Raw genomic sequence first — 22,314 nt, forward strand, 5'->3', positions numbered from 1 at the left:
CCCACCTACTTGATCCCGCCGAAGCGCCGCTTCCGGCGTTGATAGTCACGCAGCGCCTGTTCCAGGTGCTCACGCGTGAAGTCAGGCCACAGCACGTCGGTGAACCACAGCTCCGCGTACGCCGCCTGCCAAATCAGGAAGTTGCTCAGCCGGATCTCCCCGCTCGTACGGATGACCAAGTCCGGGTCCGGCAGGCCAGCTGTCGAGAGATATTTGTCCAAGCGCTCTTCGCTGAGGTCGTCCCAGGACGCTGCACCCGCGGCGACCTCCCGGGCATACGCCTTCACCGCGCACAAGATGTCCGCCCGGCCGCCGTAGTTGAGCGCGAAGTTGACAATCATCCCCTGGTTCTCCCGCGTGCGCTCCAGAGTCTTGCGCACCGTCTCCTGGGTGTACGGCGGCAGCTGGGTGGTGTCCCCGATGAAGCGGACGCGCACGCCCCGATCCACCAGTTCGTCGATCTCGCTGCGAAAGAACTCCTCCGGCAACCGCATGAGGTACTCCACCTCCTGCGGTGGCCGCTTCCAGTTCTCCGTCGAAAACGCGTACAGCGTCAAGCACGGAATACCCAGTTCATCGCAGGCGCGGATCACCTCGCGCACCTTCGTCATGCCCGCCCGATGACCGGCCACTCGCGGCAGGCCGCGCCGGCTCGCCCAACGCCCGTTGCCGTCCATGATGATGGCCACATGCCCAGGAAGGCCCGCGGCCTCGACGGACGCCTTCCCCTCCTGTGCCCGGATTCGCTTGCCGAGGATCCACTTCAGCAACCGGCGTGACCCCCTTGTCATCCCGGCTCGTCGCCGCGGCCCGCGTCTCAGACCTCGAGGATCTCCTTTTCCTTCGCTGTCGCCGCCTTGTCGATCTCCGCCACAAACCGGTCGGTCAACGCCTGCACCTTGTCCGTCGCCCGGCGCACCTCGTCCTCCGGCGCATCGCCGGACTTCTCCAACTTTTTCAAGTCCTCATTGGCGTCCCGGCGGATGTTGCGCAGCGCCACCCGGGCCTCCTCGGCCATCTTGCGGACCACCTTGACCAACTCCTGCCGGCGTTCCTCCGTCAATGGAGGCAGGATCAGGCGGATCACCGAACCGTCGTTCATCGGATTCAATCCCAGGTCCGACTTTTGTATCGCCCGTTCGATCTCACTCAGCAGGCCCTTGTCCCACGGGGCGATCACCAATTGGCGCGGCTCCGGAGTGGTGACGCTGGCCACCTGATTCACCGGCATCTGACTTCCATAGTATTCCACCGTGACTTTGTCCAACATATTCGGCGTGGCCCGACCTGCGCGCACCGTCGCAACGTCCCGTTTGAACACCTGAACCGCTTTCTCCATCCGTTCCTCAGCGGACCGAATCACGTCGTTCAGCACGTGCCTTCCTCCCCACAATCGTCCCGATGGGCTCACCGAGCACCGCCCGGCGGATGTTGCCTTTTTCGCTGATGGCGAACACCAACAACGGGATGTCGTTATCCATGCACAGGGATGTCGCCGTCGAATCCATCACCCCGAGCCCCTGGCTCAGTACGTCGAAAAACCCGAGTTCGTCGTATTTCACCGCGTCCGGGTTCTTCTGTGGATCTGCGCTGTACACGCCGTCCACCCCGTTTTTCGCCATCAGGATGACGTCGGCTTCGATTTCCGCCGCCCGCAGGGCAGCCGTCGTGTCCGTGGAGAAATACGGATTTCCAGTCCCCCCAGCGAAGATCACCACGCGGTTCTTCTCCAGGTGGCGGATCGCGCGGCGGCGGATGTAAGGTTCCGCGACCTGTCGCATCTCCACCGAGGTCTGCACACGGGTATCGACCCCGACCTTCTCCAGGGCGTCCTGCAGGGCCAAGGCGTTCAAGACGGTGGCCAACATGCCCATGTAGTCCGCCGTCGCCCGGTCCATTCCCTGGGCGCTGCCAGAGATGCCGCGCCAGATGTTGCCGCCGCCGACCACGACCGCCATCTGGACGCCCATCTGCACCACTTCGCGGATCTGCTCCGCAATGGTCTGGATCATCGACGGATCGATCCCGAAGCCCTTTTCACCGGCTAACGCCTCACCGCTGAGTTTCAGTACGACTCGTCTGTATTTCGGTGTCGACATCCCGTATCCTCCGTTCCAAGCCTGGTCCCCGGGGCGGCCGCATGCTTCAGGCCGGTTTTGCGCCGGTTGCAGAAAGGGAACACTCTCGTGTCCCCTTCACGCCGTCACGAACGCACCTGCGCCATGACCTCTTCGACAAAATTCGTTTCCTTTTTCTCGATGCCCTCGCCGACCACGAAGCGGGAAAAACGGCGTATGGAGATGTTCTCGCCGATCTGGGCGATCTTCTCCTTCACCAGCTGTTCCACCGTCTTGTCCGGGTCTTTGACGAACGGTTGTTCCAACAAGCAAACTTCCTTATAAAACTTCTCGATGCGGCCCTCGACGATCTTATCCACAATGTTGGCCGGCTTGTTCGGGTTTTCGTTGAGCGTCTGCGCCCGCAGGATCTCCCGTTCCCGCGCGACCACGTCCTCCGGCACTTCCTCCCTCCGCACGTACTGCGGTGCAGAGGCCGCGATGTGCATCGCGACATCGTGGACAAATGCCCGGAAATCGTCGTTCTTGGCGACGAAATCCGTCTCACAGTTGACCTCCACCAACACCCCGATGCGACCACCGCCGTGAATGTACGCACCCACGACGCCTTCGGCCGCGATGCGCCCCGCCTTTTTGGCCGCAGACGCTAAGCCTTTCTCCCGCAGGACCTCAATGGCCCGCTCCATGTCGCCATTCGTCTCGGCCAGAGCGCGCTTGCAATCCATCATCCCTGCACCTGTGCGTTCGCGCAGCTCCTTGACCATGGCTGCTGTGATCTCCATCTGCCTTCCCCCTATCTGGTTGACATCACTGCGCTCCGGCCCGCTCCGGCACAAAAAAGGTGACGAGGCAGAGAATCTCCCGCCACCTCACCGCTCCCGGCCCGATCCAGACCTGGAGACGCGGAGACAGGGAGGCGGAAATCCGCCTTCCCACCGTATTCCCATCCGTTGTTCAAGTCGGCATCGACACTCCGGCCGTCGCCTTATGCTGTGGTCGTCTCCTCGCCGCCCTGGCGGCCCTCCAGCACGGCATCCGCCATCTTGCTGGTCAACAAGCGCACCGCGCGGATGGCGTCGTCGTTGCCCGGGATCACCACATCGATCTCGTCCGGATCACAGTTGGTATCGACGATGGCCACAATCGGGATCCCCAGCTTGCGCGCTTCAGCGACGGCGATCCGCTCTTTGCGCGGATCGATGACGAACATCGCATCCGGCAGCTTGGTCATCCCCTTGATGCCGCCCAGGTACTTCTCCAAACGCTCCTTCTCCTTGCGAAGGAGGATGACCTCCTTCTTGGGAAGACGGTCGAACGTCCCGTCCTCCTCCATCACCTCCAGCTGCTGCAGGCGCGCGATTCGGCGCTGAATGGTCGGGAAGTTCGTCAACGTCCCGCCCAGCCACCGCTGGTTGACATAGTACATGCCACACCGCTCCGCCTCTTCCCGAACGGCATCCTGGGCCTGCTTTTTGGTGCCGACAAACAGGAGCGTCTTGCCTTCCGCCGCGAGATCGCGGACGAAGTTGTACGCCTCCTCGACCTTGCGGACCGTCTTCTGCAGGTCGATGATGTAGATGCCGTTGCGCTCCGTGAAGATGTACTTCGCCATCTTCGGATTCCAGCGGCGCGTCTGATGTCCGAAGTGAACACCCGCCTCCAGCAACTGCTTCATGGAGATAATCGCCATCGTTCAACCTCCTGTGGTTTGGCCTCCGCCCGCTTCCTCTGCCGGGCCACCTGCCGTGCAGGACCGTGCGCGGCATCCGCGGACGTGTGTACTTCGCCTTGGCGAACCTTCACACCGTTCTCTAATATAGCATACGCATCCAGGGCGGGCAACCGGACATTCAAGTGTGTACACACACCACGGGCGACATCCTTTCAATCAGTTCCCCCGTTCCTACATGGCTCCGGTGCCCGGCCGTGTCATCAAGTCGACGACCCGTTCGACCTCTGCGAGTGACACCCCTGTCTCCAGCGCCACCTGCTCCTTCGATTTGCCGGATTGCCAGGCTTCCAAGATGCGAAAGTAGCGTTCTGCGTCTCCATCGGTCATGCCAGGCGGATCGCCTGGTTGCGCCTTCTCGCGCGTTCCATTGACCGCGGCGGCGCCCTGCGCCGTCGACGTACTCCCGGCGGACCGGTTCGCCGCGAAAGGCACCTTCGATGCCATATTCCAGTCAGGAAATGCCTGCTGCAGCGCCGACAGTTGGTTTCGCACGTCCGCCAATTCTTCACGAAGCCGCGCCAGCTCCTCGCGGATCTCGTCGTTCATGCATTCCAACGCGACGGCGACATCCTCGCGGAGCCGCCTTCCGTCACCGGCCAGCTCACGGTGGATATCCTCCAGCACAGCCGCGATCCGCTCCGCTTCCTCGGCTGCGGCTCCGGCAACGGCCGAAGGCTGCGAGGTACCCCAGGCATGCTGCAGCCAACCGGGCATCCGCCAACTGCCCGCGGCGCGCCCCATCTTGCGCGAGAGCAGCCAGGCCCCCCCAGCCAGGAACACCAACACCATATAGACCCATGCGGTCTGCCCCATGTGGCCATGCCTCCTCGATGGATCAGATCTCATACGACGCGCCTCGGGCCGTGCGAATGGACAACCGGGAGGTGCAGACGTCGAACTCGATGGTCCGCCCCACCTGTCCGCCCGTATCTTGCGCGACGACCCGGATGCCGCAGGCCTGAAGCGCGGCGAGCACGGCTTCCACGTTGCGCGGCCCGACGCGCAGCAGGTCGCCGCGGATTGGGGCGAACATCTGAGCGCCCCCGGCCAGCTTGGCGCGTACGCGCCTGGGTTCACCGCCCAGCTCACAGAGGCGCTCCAGCAACCAAGGGACAGCGGTCGAGCCGTACTTCGCCGCGTTGACCGGGCCCGAGCTTGGAGGCGCGGGGAGCATCACGTGCGCCATTCCCGCAACACCCGCGACTTCGTCGTACAACACGACGCCCACGCATGATCCGAGCCCTGCTGTACGCAACCGCTGTCCACAGCGCACCACCGCCGCCTCGGCGATGCCCACCCGCACCACGTCCTCGCCCCGTTCAGCCATATGTCCACCCCAGCGCGGTGAACAAGGTCGGCACACAAGGCGGATCCGGGAGCAAGAACAGATGGCCGTCGACGTCCGCCCCGCCCTGATGGATGGAGGTGCGGATCACCACCGCGTAATCGGAGGTCTGGCCGGTGTCCGTCAGCACCGTGCCGAGAATGGCACCCGCCATGTCCACAGCGACCGCCGGGACCGATTGGATCAGCCGCAGGCCCGTCAGGGTGCTGACGGCGGTGACGTACGAACCCCCGAGGATATTGCCGGCCTCCGCCAGGGCGGACAACTCCATCTCCGAGAAGTCCTCCCCCGGAGCCTCAGCGGCGCGGCCGAACATGCGTTGAACCAACCGCTTCGCGCTCGGCACGGGCAGCAGAAACATCATGTCGCCCGTGACGTCCCCTTCGAGCCGCAGCAACACCGCCGCAGTGAGCACCTCGTCACCGCCGGCGATCGCCGGGATTTCCCGAAACGAGCAAACGCGGGTCTCCGTCACCGAGATGGAGACCCGGTCCTGGACCAGCACCGACAAGGCCGTCGCGGCGTGACCTGCGCCGACATTGCCGATCTCCGCCAGGAGCGCCAGCGTGCCATCCCCGGGCGTCAACCCCTCACTCATCCGGTCACACTCTTTTCCGCCTCGCGGAGCTGGCGTTCCTCTGCGTCCGACAACACCCGGGTGAGATTGAGCAGGATCAATACCCCGTCGCCCCGCCGGACGACACCGTGCAGATACTCCGCCTCCACTCCGCCCACCATAGCCGGAGGCGGTTCGACCGCAGACGCGTCGATGGACACGACATCGTCCACCGCGTCGACAATCAGACCGACGAGGAAGCGTTCTACCTGCACCACCACGATGCGCGTTTCCGCATCTGCCTCCGCCGGCGGAAAACCGAATCGCTGCCTCAAGTCGAGCACCGGCGTCACTACCCCGCGCAGGTTGACCACTCCCTTGATGAACGGCAGTGTCTTGGGCACGTGCGCAATCGGCAGCATGCGTTCGACCGACTGCACCTGCTCCACCGGCACGCCGTACTGCTCGTTCGCCACGGAAAACAGGATATATTGACGTTCCGACACCCGGATCGCTCTCCTTTCCGAATCCGTTCGGGCCACCCGCCGCGCTGTCCCTCGTCAGCGCCGGAGCGCCCCGTTCATCCATGTGTGCACATCGGCAATCAAGGCGATCCCGCCGTCCCCGAGGATCGCGGCCCCTGCGAACCAGGGGACCTGTGCCAGATACTCGCCGAGCGACTTATGTACGATCTCTCGCTGTCCCAGGAGGCGATCGACCGCAAAGGCCGTCCGCCGGCTCCCTTCCCGGCAGACCACCAACCACCGGCCGCCACCTTCCGTGCCCAAGAGCCACGTGCCCACGTCCACCAAGGGGACCAGTTTCCCGCGGTCGTCGAGGACCCGGCTTCCATGCACCGTTCGGACGTTCTGGGAGCTGGCGGCGACGACTTCCTCGACGGCGGTCAGCGGGATGGCGAAGATATGCCCAGCCGCCTCCACCAAGAGGGCCTCGAGCATCGCCAGGGTCAGTGGAAGGCGGATACGGAAAGTCGTCCCCTGACGCGGGACCGATTCGATCTCCACGCGTCCCCCCAGCGACTCCACCTTTTGGCGGACAGCGTCCAACCCGACACCGCGGCCCGAGATGTCGGAGACAGACTCCGCCGTGCTGAACCCGGAGGCAAACAGGAACTCATAGACCTGCTCGTCCGACAGCTGCGCAGCCTGGGCGGGGTCCGCCAACCCACGTTCGATGGCGCGGCGGCGCACGCGTTCCACGTCGATCCCGCGCCCGTCATCCGCGACCTCGATAAATACGTGCTGGCCCGACGCGTATGCGCGCAGCTGGATCACCCCGGCTTCCGGCTTGCCAGCGGCCAGCCGGTCTTCCGGTTTCTCCAGACCGTGGTCCGCGGAGTTGCGGATCAGGTGGACCAACACCTCCCCCATCTCGTCGATGATGGTCCGGTCGAACTCCGTCTCCAAGCCGGACATCTCGAGCCGGATCTCCTTGCCGAGGGTCTTCGCCAGGTCGCGGACCATCCGCGGAAAACGCTGGAACAGGTACTCGATCGGCACCATGCGCAGGGACATCACCGCCGCCTGCAATTCCCCAGCGATGCGGGCCACGTGGTCGCTCAACTCGCGAAGATCTGCCCGGTCGGCCGCCGCCGCGATGGCGCCCAAGCGGTTGCGGTCGATGACCAACTCGCTCAACAGGTTCATCAGCGTGTCCAACCGCTCCACCGGCACGCGGATGGTGCGATCCGCCCGTGCGGCGCCTGCCCGCGGCCGGCCCGCATCCGGCTTGGCCGCGGCTGCCTCTGGTCCGGGCGCGCCTCCCTCCACAGCCGCAGGCGTGCCGGTCACACCTGGGCCCGGCGCAACTGCGGACGCCGGCGTTTGACCGGATGATGCGGACGGTGCCACCACGGGTCCCGCCGCAGACGATGAGGTCTCCGGTGCCCCGGGGATCCACGGGTGGTAGTCCACGGACGCCACCTCAGGCATCTGGGCGATGGCCTCGAGGACCGGTTCGGGTTCGCCTTCAAACGCCATCAGAAACGCGATGGGTCCCGGAATGTCCCCCGCCTGCATCCGTTCCGCGTCGGGTTCACACTGGACACAGGTGCCCGCCTGCTCCAACTCCCGCATCACCAGCAGTGCGCGGGCCCCAGGCATCACGCACCCCGCGTCCAACGACACCGTCACCCAGCCCGTGGCCATCCCCGACGCCTGGCACGCCTCCAACACCCTGGCCGCGCTGTCGGATACCATCGGGTACGGGGCCGGTCCCTGCACGGCTGGGGACGGAGAAGCCGTCACTGCCACCTCCGCCGCGGCCGCACCCGTCAGCTCCGCGTACAGCCGGGTCAGGCGTCCGACCGTCTCCTCCGCCGCCACGCCGGCTTCGTCTCCCTCGTCCCGGATGCGCGCCAACAGAGCAGCGAGCACATCGAGGCTCGCGAACAAGGCGTCGACACACGCCCCGCTCACCCGTTCGGGGTGGTCGCGCAACACCCCCAACAGATCCTCCATCCGGTGGGTGACGGTCGCCATCGTCTGAAATCCCATCGTCGCCGACATGCCCTTCAGCGTGTGCGCAGCCCGAAACATGGCCGCGAAATCGCCGTCCGCTGCAGCTCCCTGCTCGACGCGCAGGCACAGTTCATTTAGAATCTGAAGGTTTTCTTCGGATTCATCCAAGAATGCCTGAAGGTACTGGAGATTTTCCACATCATGCACTTCCTTGTCAGACTTTGCGAAGCAAGGGCAACTGCCTCATGCGCTGTGGCCCGTCTCCTCCTGCCCGTGGCGCAGGCGCTCCCACACCCGGATCAGGAAGCCGGACAGTCCGCCTCGCTGAGGAGCGGGATCGATCCGCAGGTAATTGTGTACCAACTGCTGGTAACACCGTGCGGCCGCGGACTGCGGGAAGGCGGTCATGAGCGCCGTCTGTTGCATCACCGCATGCGGTACGGCGTCGTCTTCCAACACGTATCCCAGCACGCCCACCGGTGCGTCGAGAAACCGATCCGCAACCAGCCGCAACTTCTCGGCGGTCAACCGCCCTTGAACGAATGACTCCGCCCGGTTGACGACCAGCCGTACAGGCGGCAACGCCCCCCGCAGCGTCAGCAGTTTCAGCAGGGCATACGCGTCCGCCAGCGCGGTCGGTTCCGGAGTGGTGATCACAATCAGGTCGTCCACCGCCGACAGGAGCCGTTCAAAGTTCGGTCCCATGCCCGACCCGCAGTCCATCAAGACGATGTCAAACCGCTCCTGCAGCAGGGACACTTGCCCGACCAAGCGGGCCATCTGATCGCCCGTCAAGTCATGCAGGTCGACGAGTCCGCTGCCGGCGGAAAGGAAGGGCAAGCCGCCCGGCGCGTACTCAATGGCCTCGAGCACACTCAGCCCCTCCAACACGTCGACGAGCGTCCGTTTGGGCCGTACGCCCAGCATCACTTCGACATCCGCAAACCCGACGTCCGCGTCGATGACGATCGGACGGATGTGATGTTGCATCAACCCCAGCGCGAAGTTGACGCAGAAATGGGTCTTGCCGACCCCACCCTTGCCGCTCGCCACGGCCACCACCGACTGCGGGTGCGGCGTGGCGTCCTGGCCCGGATTGCGCTCCCATGCGCGCTTTGGCCCTCCCGGTTCCAGCATCAGGCGGCCCCCCCAAAGATCACCCTGAGTAACTTTTCTATATCTGCGACCTCGAGATCGTCCGGCACGTTCTGCCCTGTGGTCACGTAGGAAAGCGGCAGCCGGTACTTGCACATCAGATTCAAGATCGCCCCATGGCTGAGGGTCTCGTCCAGTTTCGTAAAGAGCAACTTGTGCACGGGCAAGGTGCTGAACGCTTCCGCCACCGCGTCCATATCCTCCGGTTTCGTGGTCAGCGAAAGCACGAGATGCACTTCGTCCACGGGCGCAGCCGACAGCAACGCCTTCATCTCCTGCACGTACACGTCCATGCGAAAGTTCCTGCCCGCCGTGTCGATGAGGATGAGATCCCGATCGCTCAGGCGCTCCAGAGCTCCCGGCATATCCTGCGGGTGACAGACGACCTCCAGGGGCACGTTGAGAATGTTGGCGTATGTACGAAGCTGTTCCACAGCCGCGATCCGGTACGTGTCCGCCGTGATCAACCCCACCCGCCGCTGTCCGCCGATGACGTTCAGCGCAGCCAACTTCGCAATGGTCGTCGTCTTCCCCACACCGGTCGGGCCGACGAGCGCCACCACCCGCGACTTGGCACCGATGGGCTGCGCTTGCCGGAGTTCCGCCAGGCTGTCGACGATCCGCCGGCTGAGCGCGGTCTTCAGTTGCTCCGTCCGTGCGGGCAGAGAGGGGTTGAGGACGTCCTTCTCCTCCGACGGCCATACCCCGATCGAATCGATGAGCGGCCAGATCTGCTCCGGATTCACTCCTTGCCGCACCAACTCTTGCAGGACGCCGCGCAGGCCCAGATCCCGTCCTGCGATCGCCGATTCCAACAACCGCCGCACTTCCGCCAGCTCCTGCCGGACGGATTCGAAGGCGGCGCCACCTGCGACGGCCTCCACACGGTCGGTTCCTGCGCGGGTCGCCTGCGCCGCCGGAGCCGAGTTCGCCACGCCCTGCACCGCCGAGACGGGGTCAGGCGACGCGCCGGATCGAGAAGCGGCGTCTTGGCCGGCGGCCAGACGTTCGCCCGTCCCTCGGGCGCGGACCACGCTCGCCGAAGGACGAACCCCGGAACCCGGGCGCGCGCTGTCCGCGAGGAGGGGCACATCGTCGCCGCTGGCGGCGATGACCTCGATGCAGGTGCGCCGCCAGAGGCCGAGCCACTTTTTCACCTTCACTTTCTTCGTGCTCAGGATGACCGCATCCTTGCCGAGCTCCCGCCGGATCATGGCCACCGCCTCCGGCATCTCCCGGACCACGTACCTGCGGATGATCAAGTCAGATTCACCACCCCTCCGCTCTCAATGGCCACCGCCGGATCGAGCTCGTTGTATGACAACACCGGCATGTCGGGCAGCATGCGGGCGAGCCAGCGGCGGACCGGCAGGCGCAGCTGCGGATGCGTCAGCAGGGCCGGCGTCTTGCCCAGGGACTGCAGACGCGTCCACTCCTCCCGCAAACGGCGCACGAGTTGCTGGGCGACGTTGGGATCGATCCCAAGAAACGTCCCTGCGTCGGAGGACACCAGGGAGGCCTGAAGGCGCTCCTCCACCGCAGGGGCCAGCGTCACGACCGTCAACGGCTCCCCGGGCATCCGCAATTGCTGGCAGATCTGCCGAGCGAGCGCCTGGCGCACGTACTCCGTCAGGACATCCGGGTCTTTCGTCGTACGCCCGGCGTCGGCCAGGGTTTCGAGGATGGTGACCAGGTCGCGGATGGAGACGCCCTCTTGCAGCAGGTTGGCTAGAACCCGTTGCACCTGGCCGACGGTGAGGGTGCCGGGCACGACCTCCTCGACCAGTGCCGGTGCCGTCGCCTTGACGTGGTCGAGCAGAGCCTGCGTCTCCTGACGGCCGAGCAGTTCGTGAGCATGTCGCTTGAGCACCTCGGTCAGATGCGTCGCGATGACGGAGCTCGGATCGACCACCGTGTATCCCGCGGCTTCCGCTCGATGGCGTGCCTCCGCCGGAATCCACACGGCTGGCATCCCAAAGGCCGGCTCGCGCGTGGGAATGCCCCCTACGCCCGGGTCCTCCGGACCCGGGCTCATCGCCAGCAAATGTCCCATCAATATTTCTCCTTGCGCCACCTGGACTCCTCGTATTTTCATGACGTATTCTGACGGTTTTAGTTGAATGTTGTCGCGCAGGCGCACCACCGGGATCACCAGCCCCAGTTCCAGCACCAGTTGGCGCCGGATGAGCGCCACGCGGTCCAGGAGGTCGCCGCCTTGTTTGGCGTCCACCAGCGGGATGAGCCCGTACCCGAACTCGAACTCGATGGGATCCACCCCGAGCAGGGAGAGGACACTCTCCGGTTTTTTCACCTCTTCGGTCTTCGCCCGCAGCGCCGCTTCCTGCTCCCGTCGCTGCAGTTGTGCCGCCTGGCGCTGCACGCGCCACCCGATGAATGCAGCGAGCGCAGCCACCGGGCCGGTCCGAAGGATGCCGATGGGCGTGAAGAGCCCCAACAGACCCAGTGCACCCGCGACGAGGAAGAGGGCGCGCGGATACTGCAACACCTGCTTGACCACGTCGGTGCCCAGGTTGGCATCCGACGCCGCCCGCGTCACCATCAGGCCCGTCGCCGTCGACAACAGCAACGCCGGGATCTGGCTGACCAACCCGTCGCCGACGGACAGGACGGTGTAGGTGTGGGCCGCCGTCGACCAATCCATGTGGTGCATGGCCATGCCGATGATGAAGCCACCGACCGTGTTGATGGCGACGATCAGCATCGAGGCGATGGCGTCCCCCTTGACGAACTTGGACGCGCCGTCCATCGCGCCGTAGAAATCCGCCTCGCGCTCGATGGTCTGGCGGCGCTGCCGCGCCTCCTGCTCGGTGATCAGGCCCGCGTTGAGATCGGCGTCGATGGACAACTGCTTGCCCGGCATCGCGTCGAGGGTGAAGCGGGCCGCCACCTCTGCCACACGCTCAGCTCCGCGCGTGATGACGATGAATTGGATCACGGCGAGGATCAAAAACACCACAAAACCGACGACGATGTTGTCGCCGATGACGAAGTTGCCGAAGGTCGCAATGACCTCGCCGGCATCCGCCTGCGTCAGGATCAGGCGGGTGGACGACACGTTGAGCGCCAGCCGGTACAGCGTGGTCACCAACAGGAGCGACGGAAACACGGAGAACTCCAGCGGCTCCTTCGTGTTCATCGCGACCATCAGCACGGTCATGGACGCGAACAGATTGATCACCAAGAGCACGTCGAGCAGGGTCTTGTTGAGCGGGATCACCATCATGACGACGATCCCGATGACCGCCGCCATGACGGCGAGGTCCGACCGTTTCACCGTTTCACCCCTTCGTTGGCGCGATCGCGCAGGCGATACACATAGGCCAGCACTTCCGCGACCGCCTGGTACAGCTCGCGCGGGATTACCTCGTCCACTTCCACCGTCCGGTACAGCGTCTGCGCCAACGGTCGGTTCTCGACGACCGGCACGCCGTGGGTTCGCGCCAAGGACCGGATGCGATGCGCCAGCTCATCCTGCCCCTTGGCCACCACCCGCGGTGCCGTCATGGACGCGGGATCATAGCGCAGGGCTACCGCATAGTGCGTCGGGTTCGTCACGACCACATCCGCCTTCGGCACGTTCTGCATCATCCGCCGCATGGCGAGCGCCCGGGCCCGCTGGCGGATGCGCTGGCGGATCTGCGGATCCCCCTCCTGCTGGCGGAACTCCTCTCGGACCTCCTGGCGGGTCATGCGGATGCTGCGCTCGAACTCAAAGCGCTGCCAGGCCCAATCCAGCAGGGCCAAGGCGACGAATGCCGCGGCGATCTCGATGGCCAGGCGGAGCGCCAGTTGTCCGACGGCCCCTGGCAGGCGGGCGGGATCCACCCCCCCGAGGCGTGCGACAACCTGCGCCGCGTCCTTTGCGCCCATGTAGGCGATCCCGCCGACCAACGCGAGTTTGAGCATCGACTTCGCGGCTTCGACGAGCGTCCGGGCGCTCCACAGGCGCCGCAGCCCCGCCAGCGGGTCGATCCGCCGCAGATCCGGCACCAAAAGTTGCGGGACGAACAGGGCGCCCACCTGGGCGAACGCGGTGGCAAGGCCGGCCGCCAGCGCGATCCCCGCCACCGGCAACACCATGCGGACGACATGGCCAAGGGTCTGGGCGAACAGAGAACGAATTCCCCTCGGTGTCCAGTCCGCGGGCGGGCTCTGCACCAACCCGGACGCCATGGTGGCCACAGCCTCATTCCATACCTGGCTGCCGAATGCGAACAACGCCAACACACCGGCCAACAAGGCGACCGCGCCGCTGAGTTCAGCGCTGTGGGGGACACGACCCTGGCGGCGGACCTCCGCACGGCGGCGCGGGGTGGCCCGCTCCGTCCGCTCCTCCGCGAAGCGCTGCAACGTGAACGGAACCACCGGTCATCCCCCCAACCAGCGCAAACTTTCATCCAGCTCGGCGAACAGATGGGCGAACACCGAGCCGAACAAATCCACGACACCCGGCAGGACGGCCACAAAGAGGCCGAGCCCGACGAACAGTTTGGCAGGCAGCCCGACGACGAACACGTTCATCTGCGGGACGGCTCGCGACAACAGGGCGAACGTGACATCTGTCAGCAGCAATGCGGCCACCAATGGGGCACACACCTGAACCGAGAGCGCCATCACCGCGTCCATCAGCCGGGCCCACGCCGCCCACGCACCGTCCGGCAGGCGCAGGGCGCCGAGCCCCACGAACCGGTAGGAGTTCATGCACGCAAGCAGGAGTCCGTCGAGCCCGTTCAAGCCGAGAAAGTACAGGCTGAACAAGGTGGACAGGAGGTTGCCCGTCACACCGCTCACCTGGCCACCGGCGGGATCCAACAGGGCGCCTGAGGCGAAGCCAATCTGCAAGTCGAACAGTTGGCCGGCGATGGTCAGCGCAGCCACCACGGCTGTGGCAATCAGGCCCAACAACATCCCCGTCACCGTCTCCCGCAGGGCCATGTCGACATACCGGCCTACGTCGGCCAGGGGATCAGGGGTATGTACAGACGGCAGGTCCGGCGCGATCCACAATGCCGTGAACGCCGCGAGGCCCAACTTGGCCCAAGCCGGCCACAGCCGGATGGACATCAACGGCGACGTGGCGACAAATGCGACGACGCGAAGCAAGACCAACAGGTACAACGGATAATGATTGAGTGCGAACGAAGTCATGGCTCAGTGCACAAAGTCGTTCAGGTGGCCGAGCACCTGGGCGCTGAAATCCACGAGGATCGTCAGCATCCACGGACCGAACAGAAGGAGCGCCACCATCACGGCCGCCACCTTCGGGACGAACGACAGCGTGGGTTCCTGAATCTGAGTCGTGGCCTGAAACAGGCTGACCGCCACCCCGGCAGCCAATCCAAGGCCCAGAATGGGAACCGTCAACTTGACGACCAACCACATCACCTGAGTCCCCAGGCCGATGATGAAATTCGCGTCCAAGATGCGATGCCTCCTTGCCGCCCCGTCCCGGAACCGCGCCGTTCACGTGTAGCCGGACAAGAGCGATTTGACGACCAGGTACCACCCGTCCACCATGACGAACAGCAAGACTTTAAAGGGCAGCGAGATCATCACCGGCGGCAGCATCATCATGCCCATCGACATGAGCGTCGTCGCCACCACCAGGTCTATCACCAAAAACGGAAGGTAGAGCATGAAGCCAATCTGAAAAGCGGTCTTCAGCTCGCTGATGGTGTACGCCGGCACCAACGCGGTCAGCGGAATGTCCGCAGGGGCCTTGGGCTCGGGCAGATGCCGGTAGGACAGAAACAGATCCAGGTCCTGACGGCGCGTGTGCTTGGCCATGAACGTCTTGAACGGCAACTCCGCCCGCTGCATCGCCACCGTCTGGCTGATCTCTCCGCGCAGATAGGGCTGCAACGCCTGGCTGTTGGCCGCCGAAAGCGTCGGTTGCATCACGAACAATGTGATGAACAACGCCAACCCAATCAATACCTGGTTGGGCGGCGATTGCTGCAGCGACAGGGCGTTGCGGACGAATGACAAGACGACGATCACGCGCGTGAAGCACGTCATCAAAATCAGGATCGCGGGAGCCAGCGAGAGCACCGTCAGCAGCAGGACGATTTTCAGCGTCGACGCTACGGACTGGGGTGAATCCCCCGTTCCCACGCTCACCTGCACGCCGGGCAGGCCGCCCGCCTGGGCACTGGCGTTCGCCGCCCACACGGCTGGATGGATCGCCGCGAGGACGACAAGGGTGAGAAGCATCGCGGCGCCGGCTCGGAGCCACGGCCATCCTCGGGGCCGCTTCGCCCGAGAGTTCATCCCCATCGGGTCAGGTCTCCTTTCCCGGCTCACCGGCATGATCCTGCTCTCGCAGGCGGCGCATGCGCTCCGACAGCACACGCGCGAACAACTCGCCCCCGCCGGATCTTTGCGGCTCCCGTTGCGCGGGCGGGAAGTGGTCGGTCACGTCCGCCAACAGCGACACCTGATCACCTACGCCGATGAGATAGCGCCGCCCGTGTACCTCGATGACCTGAACCGAGCGATTAGGCGCCACTTGGCGCGCGGCCAGCACCTGAATCGCTGCCGTATGGGAGAATCGGGACCGGTGCGCCAAATAGCGGATGGCAACCACAGCCAGAGCCAACACCACCGCCAAAGAGAGCAGCAGCTGGAAGGCCACCCATACCGGATTGCCCAACACGGAAGGACTCACCGTCGTTCACCATCCGCTCAGCCGAGCACCTTTTTCACCGCTGCGATCACCCGGTCGGCCTGAAAGGGTTTGACCACGAAATCCTTTGCCCCCGCTTGGATGGCGTCGATGACCATGGCCTGCTGGCCCATCGCCGAACACATGATCACGCGCGCGTTGGGATCGGCGGCGCGGATCCGTTTGAGCGCCTCGATGCCGTCCATCTCGGGCATGGTGATGTCCAGCGTAACCAGGTCCGGCTGCAGCTCCTGGTACTTCTCCACCGCCTGCACCCCGTCGGACGCCTCTCCCACCACTTCGTATCCGTTTTTGGTCAGGATGTCTTTGATCATCATGCGCATGAATGCCGCATCGTCCACGACCAGGATTCGGTTCGCCACGTGTTGCCCACCTTCCTACACGTACTGGTCACTCACTGCAGTTTTTTCACCCGGTCCACCGGGCTCAGGATATCGGTCACGCGCACGCCGAAATTCTCATCAATGACCACGACCTCGCCGGTGGCGATCCGCTTGCCGTTGACAAGGATGTCCACCGGCTCGCCGGCCAACTTCTCCAGCTCGATCACAGACCCGGGCGCGAGATCGAGGATCTCCCGGATGGATTTGCGCGTCCGCCCCAGCTCCACCGTGACATCCAACATCACGTCGAGCAGCAGCGACAGGTTCCGCGGTGCCGCCGCCGGCGGGGCGGGATCGTCAAAATCGGCGAACTGGGGGCGTTTCACCTGGACCGGAGGCGCAGGCGACTGCGGCTTTCGATCCGCGGCCGAAGCCGGTTCCGACGCTGGCGCCACGTCCAGAGACGCTACGCGCTCCCGCAGCGCGGACGCTTGGTCCTTCGGCCCGTCCCCAGCCGTGCCGGGCTGCGCCGACGCAGATGGTACCTGTGCCTCCGCCGGATCGGTCGCAGTCATCGGGGCCTGTGCGCTGTCGCCCGCCCCCATGCCCCGGCGCAGATGATCCAACAGTTCTCGCGCGAACGAGATGGGTACCAGCTGCATGATGGAGGAGTCGATCAAATCCTCCACACGCAATCGGAAGGAGGTCATCACCACCCATTCCTGCTGGCCCAGATCGAACTCGTCTCCGGCCGCGAGATCGACAAACCGCACCTGGGGTGGAGAGATGTTGACCGGATGGCCCAGCAGGGTCGACAGGGCCGTCGCGGCGCCGCCCATCATCTGGTTCATCGCCTCGGCGACTGCGCTCAGGTGCAACTCATTCAACTCGACGTTGACGTTTCGCCCGTCGCCACCCAGCATCAGGTCGGCGATGGTCTTCGCGTCCTCCAACTCCACGGCCAGTGCATTGCTGCCCGACAGACCGGCGGTGAACTCCACCATCACCATCACATACGGCCTGGCCAGATCGGCCTCGAGGCGATCCCCGCGGAGCACCGACACGCTGGGCGTGGTGATCTCCACTCGCCGCTGCAACAGAGCCGACAGGCTCGTGGCCGCCGAACCAAAGCTGATGTTGCCGATCTCGCCGAGCACGTCGCGCTCCTCTTCCGACAACGGCGGCGGCCCGTCCATGTCGGCGGGCACCGGTGTGGACCACCCCCCGCGCAGGAGAGCGTCAATTTCCTCCTGAGACAGCTTCATCTGGTCGTTCATCGTCGTACACCTCCTTCCACTCGGCCAGTACCTTCACCGCGTAATGTCCGTGCCGCTGACCTGCGCTCGCCGAGTACGTCGGCACGCCGTTGACGTACACCGTCAATGGCTCGCGGATGGACTGCTCCAACGGGATCACGTCCCCGGCCTGCAGGTCGAGCACGTCCGCCATGCTCAACCGCGTCCGGCCGAGTTCGACGGCCACTTCCGCAGAGACGCCCATCAGGTGCTTTGCCAACCGCCGCTCCTCTTCCTGTCCCCTGCCGCCCGGCTTGCGGCTGTCCATGAATCGCTGCGTGCTCAGCTTCGGCAGGACAGGCTCCAGCGTGACGTGCGGAATACAGACGTTGACCAGGCCCGACACCGCTCCGACGCGCGCGCTCATCGTGATCACCAGCACCGTCTCATTGGGGGTGGCCAGCTGCAGGAACTGAGGGTTGCTCTCCAGTTGGAGCAGCCGCGGCGAGAGCATCTCGACGTTGCGCCACGCCTCCGCGATGAAACCCTTCAGGGCGGAAAAGAGCCGCTCCACGAGGACCAACTCAATCTCCGTCAACTCCCGTTCCTGGTAGGGCCCGTGCACCACCCCGCCCATGAGACGGTCCAGCATGGCGAACACCACCTGCGGGTTGAACTCCAACACCATCTTTCCAGGCAGCGGGGACATCTCCACCAACTGAATGACCGTCAACGGCGGGATGGAGCGGATGAACTCTTCGTACGGCAGTTGGTCGACGGTCTCGACCTGCATCTGGACGACCGTACGCAGCTGCCCCGACAGGTGCGTGCTCACCAGGCGCGCCAGATGCTCATGGATGCGCCGGAGGATGCGGATATGATCCTTCGAAAACCGCATCGCCCGGCGGAAGTCGTAGTTGCGGACACGCGGCCCGCCGGACTCCTCCCGGATGTCTTCCGCGTTCAGTTCACCGCGGTGCAGCGCCGAGAGGAGGGCGTCTATTTCCTCCTGGGACAGCACTTCCGACATCTCCATCCCCCCTTTCCGCAAGGAGACACGCTACTGCACGACGATGGTGGCGAAATAGACGGCGTCCACCCGCCCCTGCGGCAACACCCCGTTGATGGCATCCTTCAACGTCCCCGCCAGGCGCGTGACGCCCGCCTGCGTGCGCAGCTCCTGGGCGGAGAACCCGCGCATCGTCCGGTTGATGACATCTTCCACCTGGGGTTGCATGTCCGCCAGCTCCGTCTTGGTCTGTGCGTCATGCGCCTGCAGGGACAGCGTGAACTGGATCAGCCCATCCTGGAGGTTTGTGGTGTTTTCCGGCAGATCCACCCGCAGTTGTTTGAGCTCGTTGGCCAAAGGCACCTGAGCCGTCCGGGCCTTGTCGTGCGCCGACTTCCAGTACCAGTACCCGCCCAGGCCCGTCCCGACCAGGACCGCGGCGCCGAGGATGATGGAAATCATCAGGACGAACGCGCGCCTCAACCCGACTCCTCCTTCTTTCCCTCTGCCGCAATCAAACCGATCCGCCGCAAGTAAGCAGCCATTCGGTCCCCGATCTCCTCCGCCGCCTCGCGCACCACGTACTTGTGCCCGTTGGCCAGCGTGATCACGGTATCCGGCGTCTGCTCCACCGACTCCACAAGCAGGGGATTCAGCCACAGCGCGGTCCCGTTCAACCGGGTCAATCGGATCACCGCCATCCCTCCCGGTTCAGGACGCCCGCCTGCACAGCTGGAACGCCGCGGGGCAAGGCCTCCTTATCATTGCCGCCATCAGCTGTTTTTCAGGTTGACGATGTCCTGCAGGATGGCGTTGGCGGTGCCGATCACGTGGGAGTTGGCGTCGAATCCGCGCTGCGCCACGATCATCTCCGTGAACTCCCGCGTGAGATCGACGTTGGACATTTCCAGGTAACCTGCCTGCACCGTGCCTGTGCTGTTCTGGCCAGGTGTCAGATAGGTTGGTTGGCCGGAGTTGTTGGAGATTTGATAAAGAGAGTCTCCGGCTTTGTCCAAACCTGCCGGGTTGGGCACGGATGCGATAGCGATGTGCCCAAGGACAAGACGCATATCCTTGGTTTGCGTGTTTGGAGCCGCCCCCCACGTAACCGTAACATTCGCACTTACTGACCCGTCTGCTCCCACCTGTACATCCGGTGACTGAGACAGTGTCATCGTAGATACGTTCGCGGAAGTCACACCCGCATTGGACAGTACGGACGCGTTCGGATCCGTCGAACCGGGCAACGGTGCCTTGAAGTACGCGAGGTAGTCGGACACTGCCTGGTCAAGGTTCATCTGTTTCAGATCGCTGCTGCTGGAGGCAATGTAAGCATTCAAACCGGTCACTTTGTTGGTGGCGTCCTGCGTTGCAGCCGTAAATCCGAAAGCCACTTGCCCGTTCGGCAACACCAGATTGTTGCCAGAGTCCACGCTGAAATCACCTTCACGTGTGTAATAGAAGTGTTGGCCGTTATCAGGCGACACGACAAACAGCCCACTGCCATTCAACATCAGGTCCGTCGGGTTCCCTGTCGATTGAGGCGCACCCTGCGTGAACAAAGTCTGTATCCCGTCAACTTTCACACCCAAGCCGACTTGTTGTGAATTGGTGCCGCCGAGTGTGTACACGTTTGCGTTAGGTGTGGCTACCGGAGCGCTGGATCCGGCCATCATCTGACTCAAGGTGTCCGCAAAGTCCGTCCGGGAACTTTTAAAGCCTGCCGTATTCACGTTGGCGATGTTGTTGCCGATAACGTCGAGTTTCGTCTGAAACGCAGCCATGCCGGAGATGGCCGAATACATGGATCTTAACATGGTACATTCTCCTCCCTGGATAGCACCTCATGGATTTGCAGCCCCGCCGTCATCCGTCGGTGAGCCGGCCTACGACGGCCCAACCGACTGCACCGCATCGATCGGATAGGTCTGACCGTTCACCTGAAGCACGGGACTCCCGTCGTCCGCGAATTTGACGGCTTCCACCGTACCGGTGACGGGTTGTCCCTGTCCATCCGCGACCGTCACCTGCGTGCCGATCAACTGTTGTACGGCCCCCAGGCGCACCACCTGCAGGCTTTGGAGAACTTGGGTCTCCGTCTGAGCCAAGTTGGTGAGTTGCTCCAACGCCGTGAACTGGGCCAACTGCGCGAGAAACTGAGAGTTGTCCATGGGTTGCAACGGGTCTTGGTACCGCATCTGCGTCACCATCAACTGCAAGAATGCGTCCTTGCTCAAACTGGTGCCGCTCACGCTGTTCCCTGCCACACGCGTCACCTCCTAAGCCTCAAGTCCATCCCGCAGGTCCGGCCGGATGGCACTCCGCCTGTTGGGTGCCCTGGGCCCTTGAATCCGAATCGCCTCCGACGTTCCCTGCCCACTGTTCCCGTGACGCCCACGCCCGCCACTGTCCGTCTGGGATGTGGTCTGACCAAATGTCACTTGCACCATCTGCACGGGAACCCCGCTGGCCCGGACGGTGTCCGCAATGTGCCCCGTCAGACCGCTGAGCCACTGGGTGGTCGCCCACTGGTTGGCCGTCAATTGGACCTGAACCCCGGCTTCCGACCGCTGAACCGTGACGAGTAGATCTCCCAATCCGTCGGGATGTACGCGCACCCGCACTTGGTCCGGACCGGCCTCCACCTGATGCACGATGTAACCGGCGAGCTGTTTCGGCGCGTCCGAGTCGTTGCGGGACACCACGCCTGGCGTCGTCACCATTCCAGCCTCCAACGACGTCGCCGGTAGCGTCCGCGGCGTGTTCAACGTGGCAGCGGGCACCATCTGCGTGAGATCCCATCGGGTTACGGAGTGCGACTCAGGGCGCTCAGGCGCCTGATGGTCCCGCCCAGGATCTCCGCCTCCAGTTGGATCGGCCATTCCTGCAGCGCCCGCATCAACCGCTCCAACCTGACCTGGCCTCGCCCAGATCACCGCCGATGGCGCACTGTTGAAGGAGGGAACCGCCTCCTGAGAAAGAGGATCTTGCAAATTGCCTGACCCCTTCTGAAGAGGTGACAGTCCTTCGCTTGCATTCGGCTCGACCTCGGAAGACGGAGCCACGTCCCCGCCGCTTTGTCGGGCACGAACAGGCAGGGGCGGTACGTTGGTGGATCCGGAATTTGTGCCGTCGGTCAACCCACGCCTGACAAGCTGCGGATCCCCGGCAAGCTCGGAGATCTTGGCCACTCTGGACACGTTCTCGCCCGTGCCCATTGGCGATCTTGGGCCGGACACCTCTGACTGCACGGCGGTGCGCGGCGTTCCCTGTGCCGGAACTCCTCGTTGGGGATCCCAGGCGGCCGCCATCATCCCATGCGCGGTCAACAGGCCGAAGCCATCCTGCACCTGCATTCCATCATGAACGGAGCCGTCCCGCCCAGATCCTGGCGACGCCACAAGCTTGGCCGCCACCATCCGTGCATGCGCGGTCGATCCCCCTTGAACCGGGGACGTCCCAGCGGGTGTGGCTGCACCTTTGTCGGCGCAACTCATGGTCTCCCCCGGCACGGGTGTCATCCCATCCGGTAACCCCGGCAACGCGCCCGCTGCCATCAAGGCCTCGAGAAACCTGTTCCCATCGCTGGTGTGTTGTTCGCGCACGGACCGCGCTCCAGCCTTCGATCCCGTGGCCGCATGGGCGCCCGCCATCACACGCATGGCCCATCCCTCCTTTCCCATCCACTTCGCGGC

Annotated in this window: 26 protein-coding genes; all 26 read right to left on the reverse strand. The window is 64.3% G+C overall.

Features of this window, described 5'->3' with window-relative positions; translation table 11 throughout:
• Positions 1-5: 5 nt before the first annotated feature.
• The gene (locus N687_RS0103200; RefSeq protein WP_051662905.1) at positions 6-791 is read right to left on the reverse strand and encodes an isoprenyl transferase; all 786 of its coding nucleotides are present in this window, start codon (positions 789-791) and stop codon (positions 6-8) included.
• A 26-nt stretch (positions 792-817) separates the two neighbouring features.
• A complete protein-coding gene (frr, locus tag N687_RS0103205) occupies positions 818-1,339 on the reverse strand; it encodes a ribosome recycling factor (RefSeq protein WP_231493576.1) in 522 nt (173 codons plus the stop codon).
• Positions 1,340-1,346: 7 nt separating this feature from the next.
• Positions 1,347-2,099 carry a UMP kinase gene (pyrH, locus tag N687_RS0103210; RefSeq protein ID WP_029420479.1) on the reverse strand — a complete coding sequence of 251 codons (753 nt, stop codon included), beginning with the start codon at positions 2,097-2,099 and terminating at the stop codon, positions 1,347-1,349.
• A gap of 104 nt (positions 2,100-2,203) precedes the next feature.
• A complete protein-coding gene (gene tsf, locus N687_RS0103215) occupies positions 2,204-2,860 on the reverse strand; it encodes a translation elongation factor Ts (protein WP_029420480.1) in 657 nt (218 codons plus the stop codon).
• Positions 2,861-3,063: 203 nt separating this feature from the next.
• Positions 3,064-3,768, reverse strand: a complete 705-nt coding sequence (gene rpsB / locus N687_RS0103220; protein ID WP_029420481.1) for a 30S ribosomal protein S2 — start codon at positions 3,766-3,768, stop codon at positions 3,064-3,066.
• A gap of 213 nt (positions 3,769-3,981) precedes the next feature.
• Positions 3,982-4,623 carry a hypothetical protein gene (locus N687_RS0103225; RefSeq protein ID WP_029420482.1) on the reverse strand — a complete coding sequence of 214 codons (642 nt, stop codon included), beginning with the start codon at positions 4,621-4,623 and terminating at the stop codon, positions 3,982-3,984.
• A gap of 22 nt (positions 4,624-4,645) precedes the next feature.
• On the reverse strand, positions 4,646-5,137 hold the full coding sequence (locus tag N687_RS0103230; protein ID WP_029420483.1) for a chemotaxis protein CheD: 492 nt from the start codon (positions 5,135-5,137) through the stop codon (positions 4,646-4,648).
• A complete protein-coding gene (locus N687_RS0103235; RefSeq protein ID WP_029420484.1) occupies positions 5,130-5,753 on the reverse strand; it encodes a chemotaxis protein CheC in 624 nt (207 codons plus the stop codon). The genes N687_RS0103230 and N687_RS0103235 overlap by 8 nt, the downstream gene beginning before the upstream one ends.
• Complete coding sequence (locus N687_RS0103240; RefSeq protein ID WP_029420485.1) at positions 5,750-6,217, reverse strand: chemotaxis protein CheW; 468 nt, start codon at positions 6,215-6,217, stop codon at positions 5,750-5,752. Before N687_RS0103240 ends, N687_RS0103235 begins: the two co-directional genes overlap by 4 nt.
• A 54-nt stretch (positions 6,218-6,271) precedes the next feature.
• Entirely contained in the window at positions 6,272-8,389 is a 2,118-nt protein-coding gene (locus N687_RS0103245; protein WP_029420486.1) for a chemotaxis protein CheA, read from the reverse strand.
• A 45-nt stretch (positions 8,390-8,434) separates the two neighbouring features.
• Positions 8,435-9,328 (reverse strand): MinD/ParA family protein, encoded by an 894-nt coding sequence (locus tag N687_RS0103250; protein WP_051662906.1) that lies wholly within the window; start codon positions 9,326-9,328, stop codon positions 8,435-8,437.
• Positions 9,328-10,608 (reverse strand): flagellar biosynthesis protein FlhF, encoded by a 1,281-nt coding sequence (gene flhF / locus N687_RS0103255; RefSeq protein ID WP_029420488.1) that lies wholly within the window; start codon positions 10,606-10,608, stop codon positions 9,328-9,330. Before flhF ends, N687_RS0103250 begins: the two co-directional genes overlap by 1 nt.
• On the reverse strand, positions 10,605-12,641 hold the full coding sequence (gene flhA, locus N687_RS0103260) for a flagellar biosynthesis protein FlhA (RefSeq protein ID WP_029420489.1): 2,037 nt from the start codon (positions 12,639-12,641) through the stop codon (positions 10,605-10,607). Before flhA ends, flhF begins: the two co-directional genes overlap by 4 nt.
• Positions 12,638-13,732: a flagellar biosynthesis protein FlhB gene (gene flhB / locus N687_RS0103265; RefSeq protein ID WP_029420490.1), complete on the reverse strand. Its 1,095-nt coding sequence runs from the start codon at positions 13,730-13,732 to the stop codon at positions 12,638-12,640. Before flhB ends, flhA begins: the two co-directional genes overlap by 4 nt.
• Positions 13,733-13,735: 3 nt before the next feature.
• Positions 13,736-14,515 carry a flagellar biosynthetic protein FliR gene (locus N687_RS0103270; RefSeq protein ID WP_029420491.1) on the reverse strand — a complete coding sequence of 260 codons (780 nt, stop codon included), beginning with the start codon at positions 14,513-14,515 and terminating at the stop codon, positions 13,736-13,738.
• A gap of 3 nt (positions 14,516-14,518) precedes the next feature.
• Positions 14,519-14,788, reverse strand: a complete 270-nt coding sequence (gene fliQ, locus N687_RS0103275) for a flagellar biosynthesis protein FliQ (protein ID WP_029420492.1) — start codon at positions 14,786-14,788, stop codon at positions 14,519-14,521.
• A 42-nt stretch (positions 14,789-14,830) separates the two neighbouring features.
• Complete coding sequence (gene fliP / locus N687_RS0103280) at positions 14,831-15,580, reverse strand: flagellar type III secretion system pore protein FliP (protein ID WP_029420493.1); 750 nt, start codon at positions 15,578-15,580, stop codon at positions 14,831-14,833.
• Positions 15,581-15,647: 67 nt separating this feature from the next.
• Complete coding sequence (locus N687_RS0103285) at positions 15,648-16,034, reverse strand: flagellar biosynthetic protein FliO (RefSeq protein ID WP_051662907.1); 387 nt, start codon at positions 16,032-16,034, stop codon at positions 15,648-15,650.
• Between the two features lie 17 nt (positions 16,035-16,051).
• On the reverse strand, positions 16,052-16,414 hold the full coding sequence (locus N687_RS0103290) for a response regulator (protein ID WP_029420495.1): 363 nt from the start codon (positions 16,412-16,414) through the stop codon (positions 16,052-16,054).
• Positions 16,415-16,446: 32 nt separating this feature from the next.
• Positions 16,447-17,652, reverse strand: coding sequence for a flagellar motor switch phosphatase FliY (gene fliY / locus N687_RS0103295; RefSeq protein WP_029420496.1), 1,206 nt, complete (start codon positions 17,650-17,652; stop codon positions 16,447-16,449).
• Entirely contained in the window at positions 17,615-18,640 is a 1,026-nt protein-coding gene (gene fliM, locus N687_RS0103300) for a flagellar motor switch protein FliM (protein ID WP_029420497.1), read from the reverse strand. The genes fliY and fliM overlap by 38 nt, the downstream gene beginning before the upstream one ends.
• A gap of 30 nt (positions 18,641-18,670) precedes the next feature.
• A complete protein-coding gene (locus N687_RS0103305) occupies positions 18,671-19,102 on the reverse strand; it encodes a flagellar basal body-associated FliL family protein (RefSeq protein ID WP_029420498.1) in 432 nt (143 codons plus the stop codon).
• Positions 19,099-19,320: a flagellar FlbD family protein gene (locus N687_RS0103310; RefSeq protein ID WP_331280119.1), complete on the reverse strand. Its 222-nt coding sequence runs from the start codon at positions 19,318-19,320 to the stop codon at positions 19,099-19,101. The genes N687_RS0103305 and N687_RS0103310 overlap by 4 nt, the downstream gene beginning before the upstream one ends.
• Before the next feature lie 72 nt (positions 19,321-19,392).
• Entirely contained in the window at positions 19,393-20,436 is a 1,044-nt protein-coding gene (locus tag N687_RS0103315; protein ID WP_029420500.1) for a flagellar hook-basal body complex protein, read from the reverse strand.
• A gap of 69 nt (positions 20,437-20,505) precedes the next feature.
• A complete protein-coding gene (locus tag N687_RS0103320; RefSeq protein WP_051662908.1) occupies positions 20,506-20,886 on the reverse strand; it encodes a flagellar hook capping FlgD N-terminal domain-containing protein in 381 nt (126 codons plus the stop codon).
• Positions 20,887-20,898: 12 nt separating this feature from the next.
• A complete protein-coding gene (locus N687_RS0103325; RefSeq protein WP_029420502.1) occupies positions 20,899-22,281 on the reverse strand; it encodes a flagellar hook-length control protein FliK in 1,383 nt (460 codons plus the stop codon).
• Between the last annotated feature and the right edge of the window lie 33 nt (positions 22,282-22,314).

Source organism: Alicyclobacillus macrosporangiidus CPP55, from assembly GCF_000702485.1.
Lineage (GTDB): Bacteria > Bacillota > Bacilli > Alicyclobacillales > Alicyclobacillaceae > Alicyclobacillus_H > Alicyclobacillus_H macrosporangiidus_B.

Excerpts from the sequence above, each read along its gene's own strand:
- N687_RS0103200 (WP_051662905.1), bottom strand. The coding sequence starts at position 791 with ATGACAAGGGGGTCACGCCGGTTGCTGAAGTGGATCCTCGGCAAGCGA.
- N687_RS0103235 (WP_029420484.1), bottom strand. The coding sequence starts at position 5,753 with ATGAGTGAGGGGTTGACGCCCGGGGATGGCACGCTGGCGCTCCTGGCG.
- pyrH (WP_029420479.1), bottom strand. The coding sequence starts at position 2,099 with ATGTCGACACCGAAATACAGACGAGTCGTACTGAAACTCAGCGGTGAG.
- N687_RS0103325 (WP_029420502.1), bottom strand. The coding sequence starts at position 22,281 with ATGCGTGTGATGGCGGGCGCCCATGCGGCCACGGGATCGAAGGCTGGA.
- N687_RS0103310 (WP_331280119.1), bottom strand. The coding sequence starts at position 19,320 with ATGGCGGTGATCCGATTGACCCGGTTGAACGGGACCGCGCTGTGGCTG.
- fliM (WP_029420497.1), bottom strand. The coding sequence starts at position 18,640 with ATGTCGGAAGTGCTGTCCCAGGAGGAAATAGACGCCCTCCTCTCGGCG.
- N687_RS0103250 (WP_051662906.1), bottom strand. The coding sequence starts at position 9,328 with ATGCTGGAACCGGGAGGGCCAAAGCGCGCATGGGAGCGCAATCCGGGC.
- tsf (WP_029420480.1), bottom strand. The coding sequence starts at position 2,860 with ATGGAGATCACAGCAGCCATGGTCAAGGAGCTGCGCGAACGCACAGGT.
- fliY (WP_029420496.1), bottom strand. The coding sequence starts at position 17,652 with ATGAACGACCAGATGAAGCTGTCTCAGGAGGAAATTGACGCTCTCCTG.
- frr (WP_231493576.1), bottom strand. The coding sequence starts at position 1,339 with ATGGAGAAAGCGGTTCAGGTGTTCAAACGGGACGTTGCGACGGTGCGC.
- fliP (WP_029420493.1), bottom strand. The coding sequence starts at position 15,580 with ATGCTTCTCACCCTTGTCGTCCTCGCGGCGATCCATCCAGCCGTGTGG.
- rpsB (WP_029420481.1), bottom strand. The coding sequence starts at position 3,768 with ATGGCGATTATCTCCATGAAGCAGTTGCTGGAGGCGGGTGTTCACTTC.
- N687_RS0103230 (WP_029420483.1), bottom strand. The coding sequence starts at position 5,137 with ATGGCTGAACGGGGCGAGGACGTGGTGCGGGTGGGCATCGCCGAGGCG.
- N687_RS0103225 (WP_029420482.1), bottom strand. The coding sequence starts at position 4,623 with ATGGGGCAGACCGCATGGGTCTATATGGTGTTGGTGTTCCTGGCTGGG.
- N687_RS0103315 (WP_029420500.1), bottom strand. The coding sequence starts at position 20,436 with ATGTTAAGATCCATGTATTCGGCCATCTCCGGCATGGCTGCGTTTCAG.
- N687_RS0103270 (WP_029420491.1), bottom strand. The coding sequence starts at position 14,515 with ATGACTTCGTTCGCACTCAATCATTATCCGTTGTACCTGTTGGTCTTG.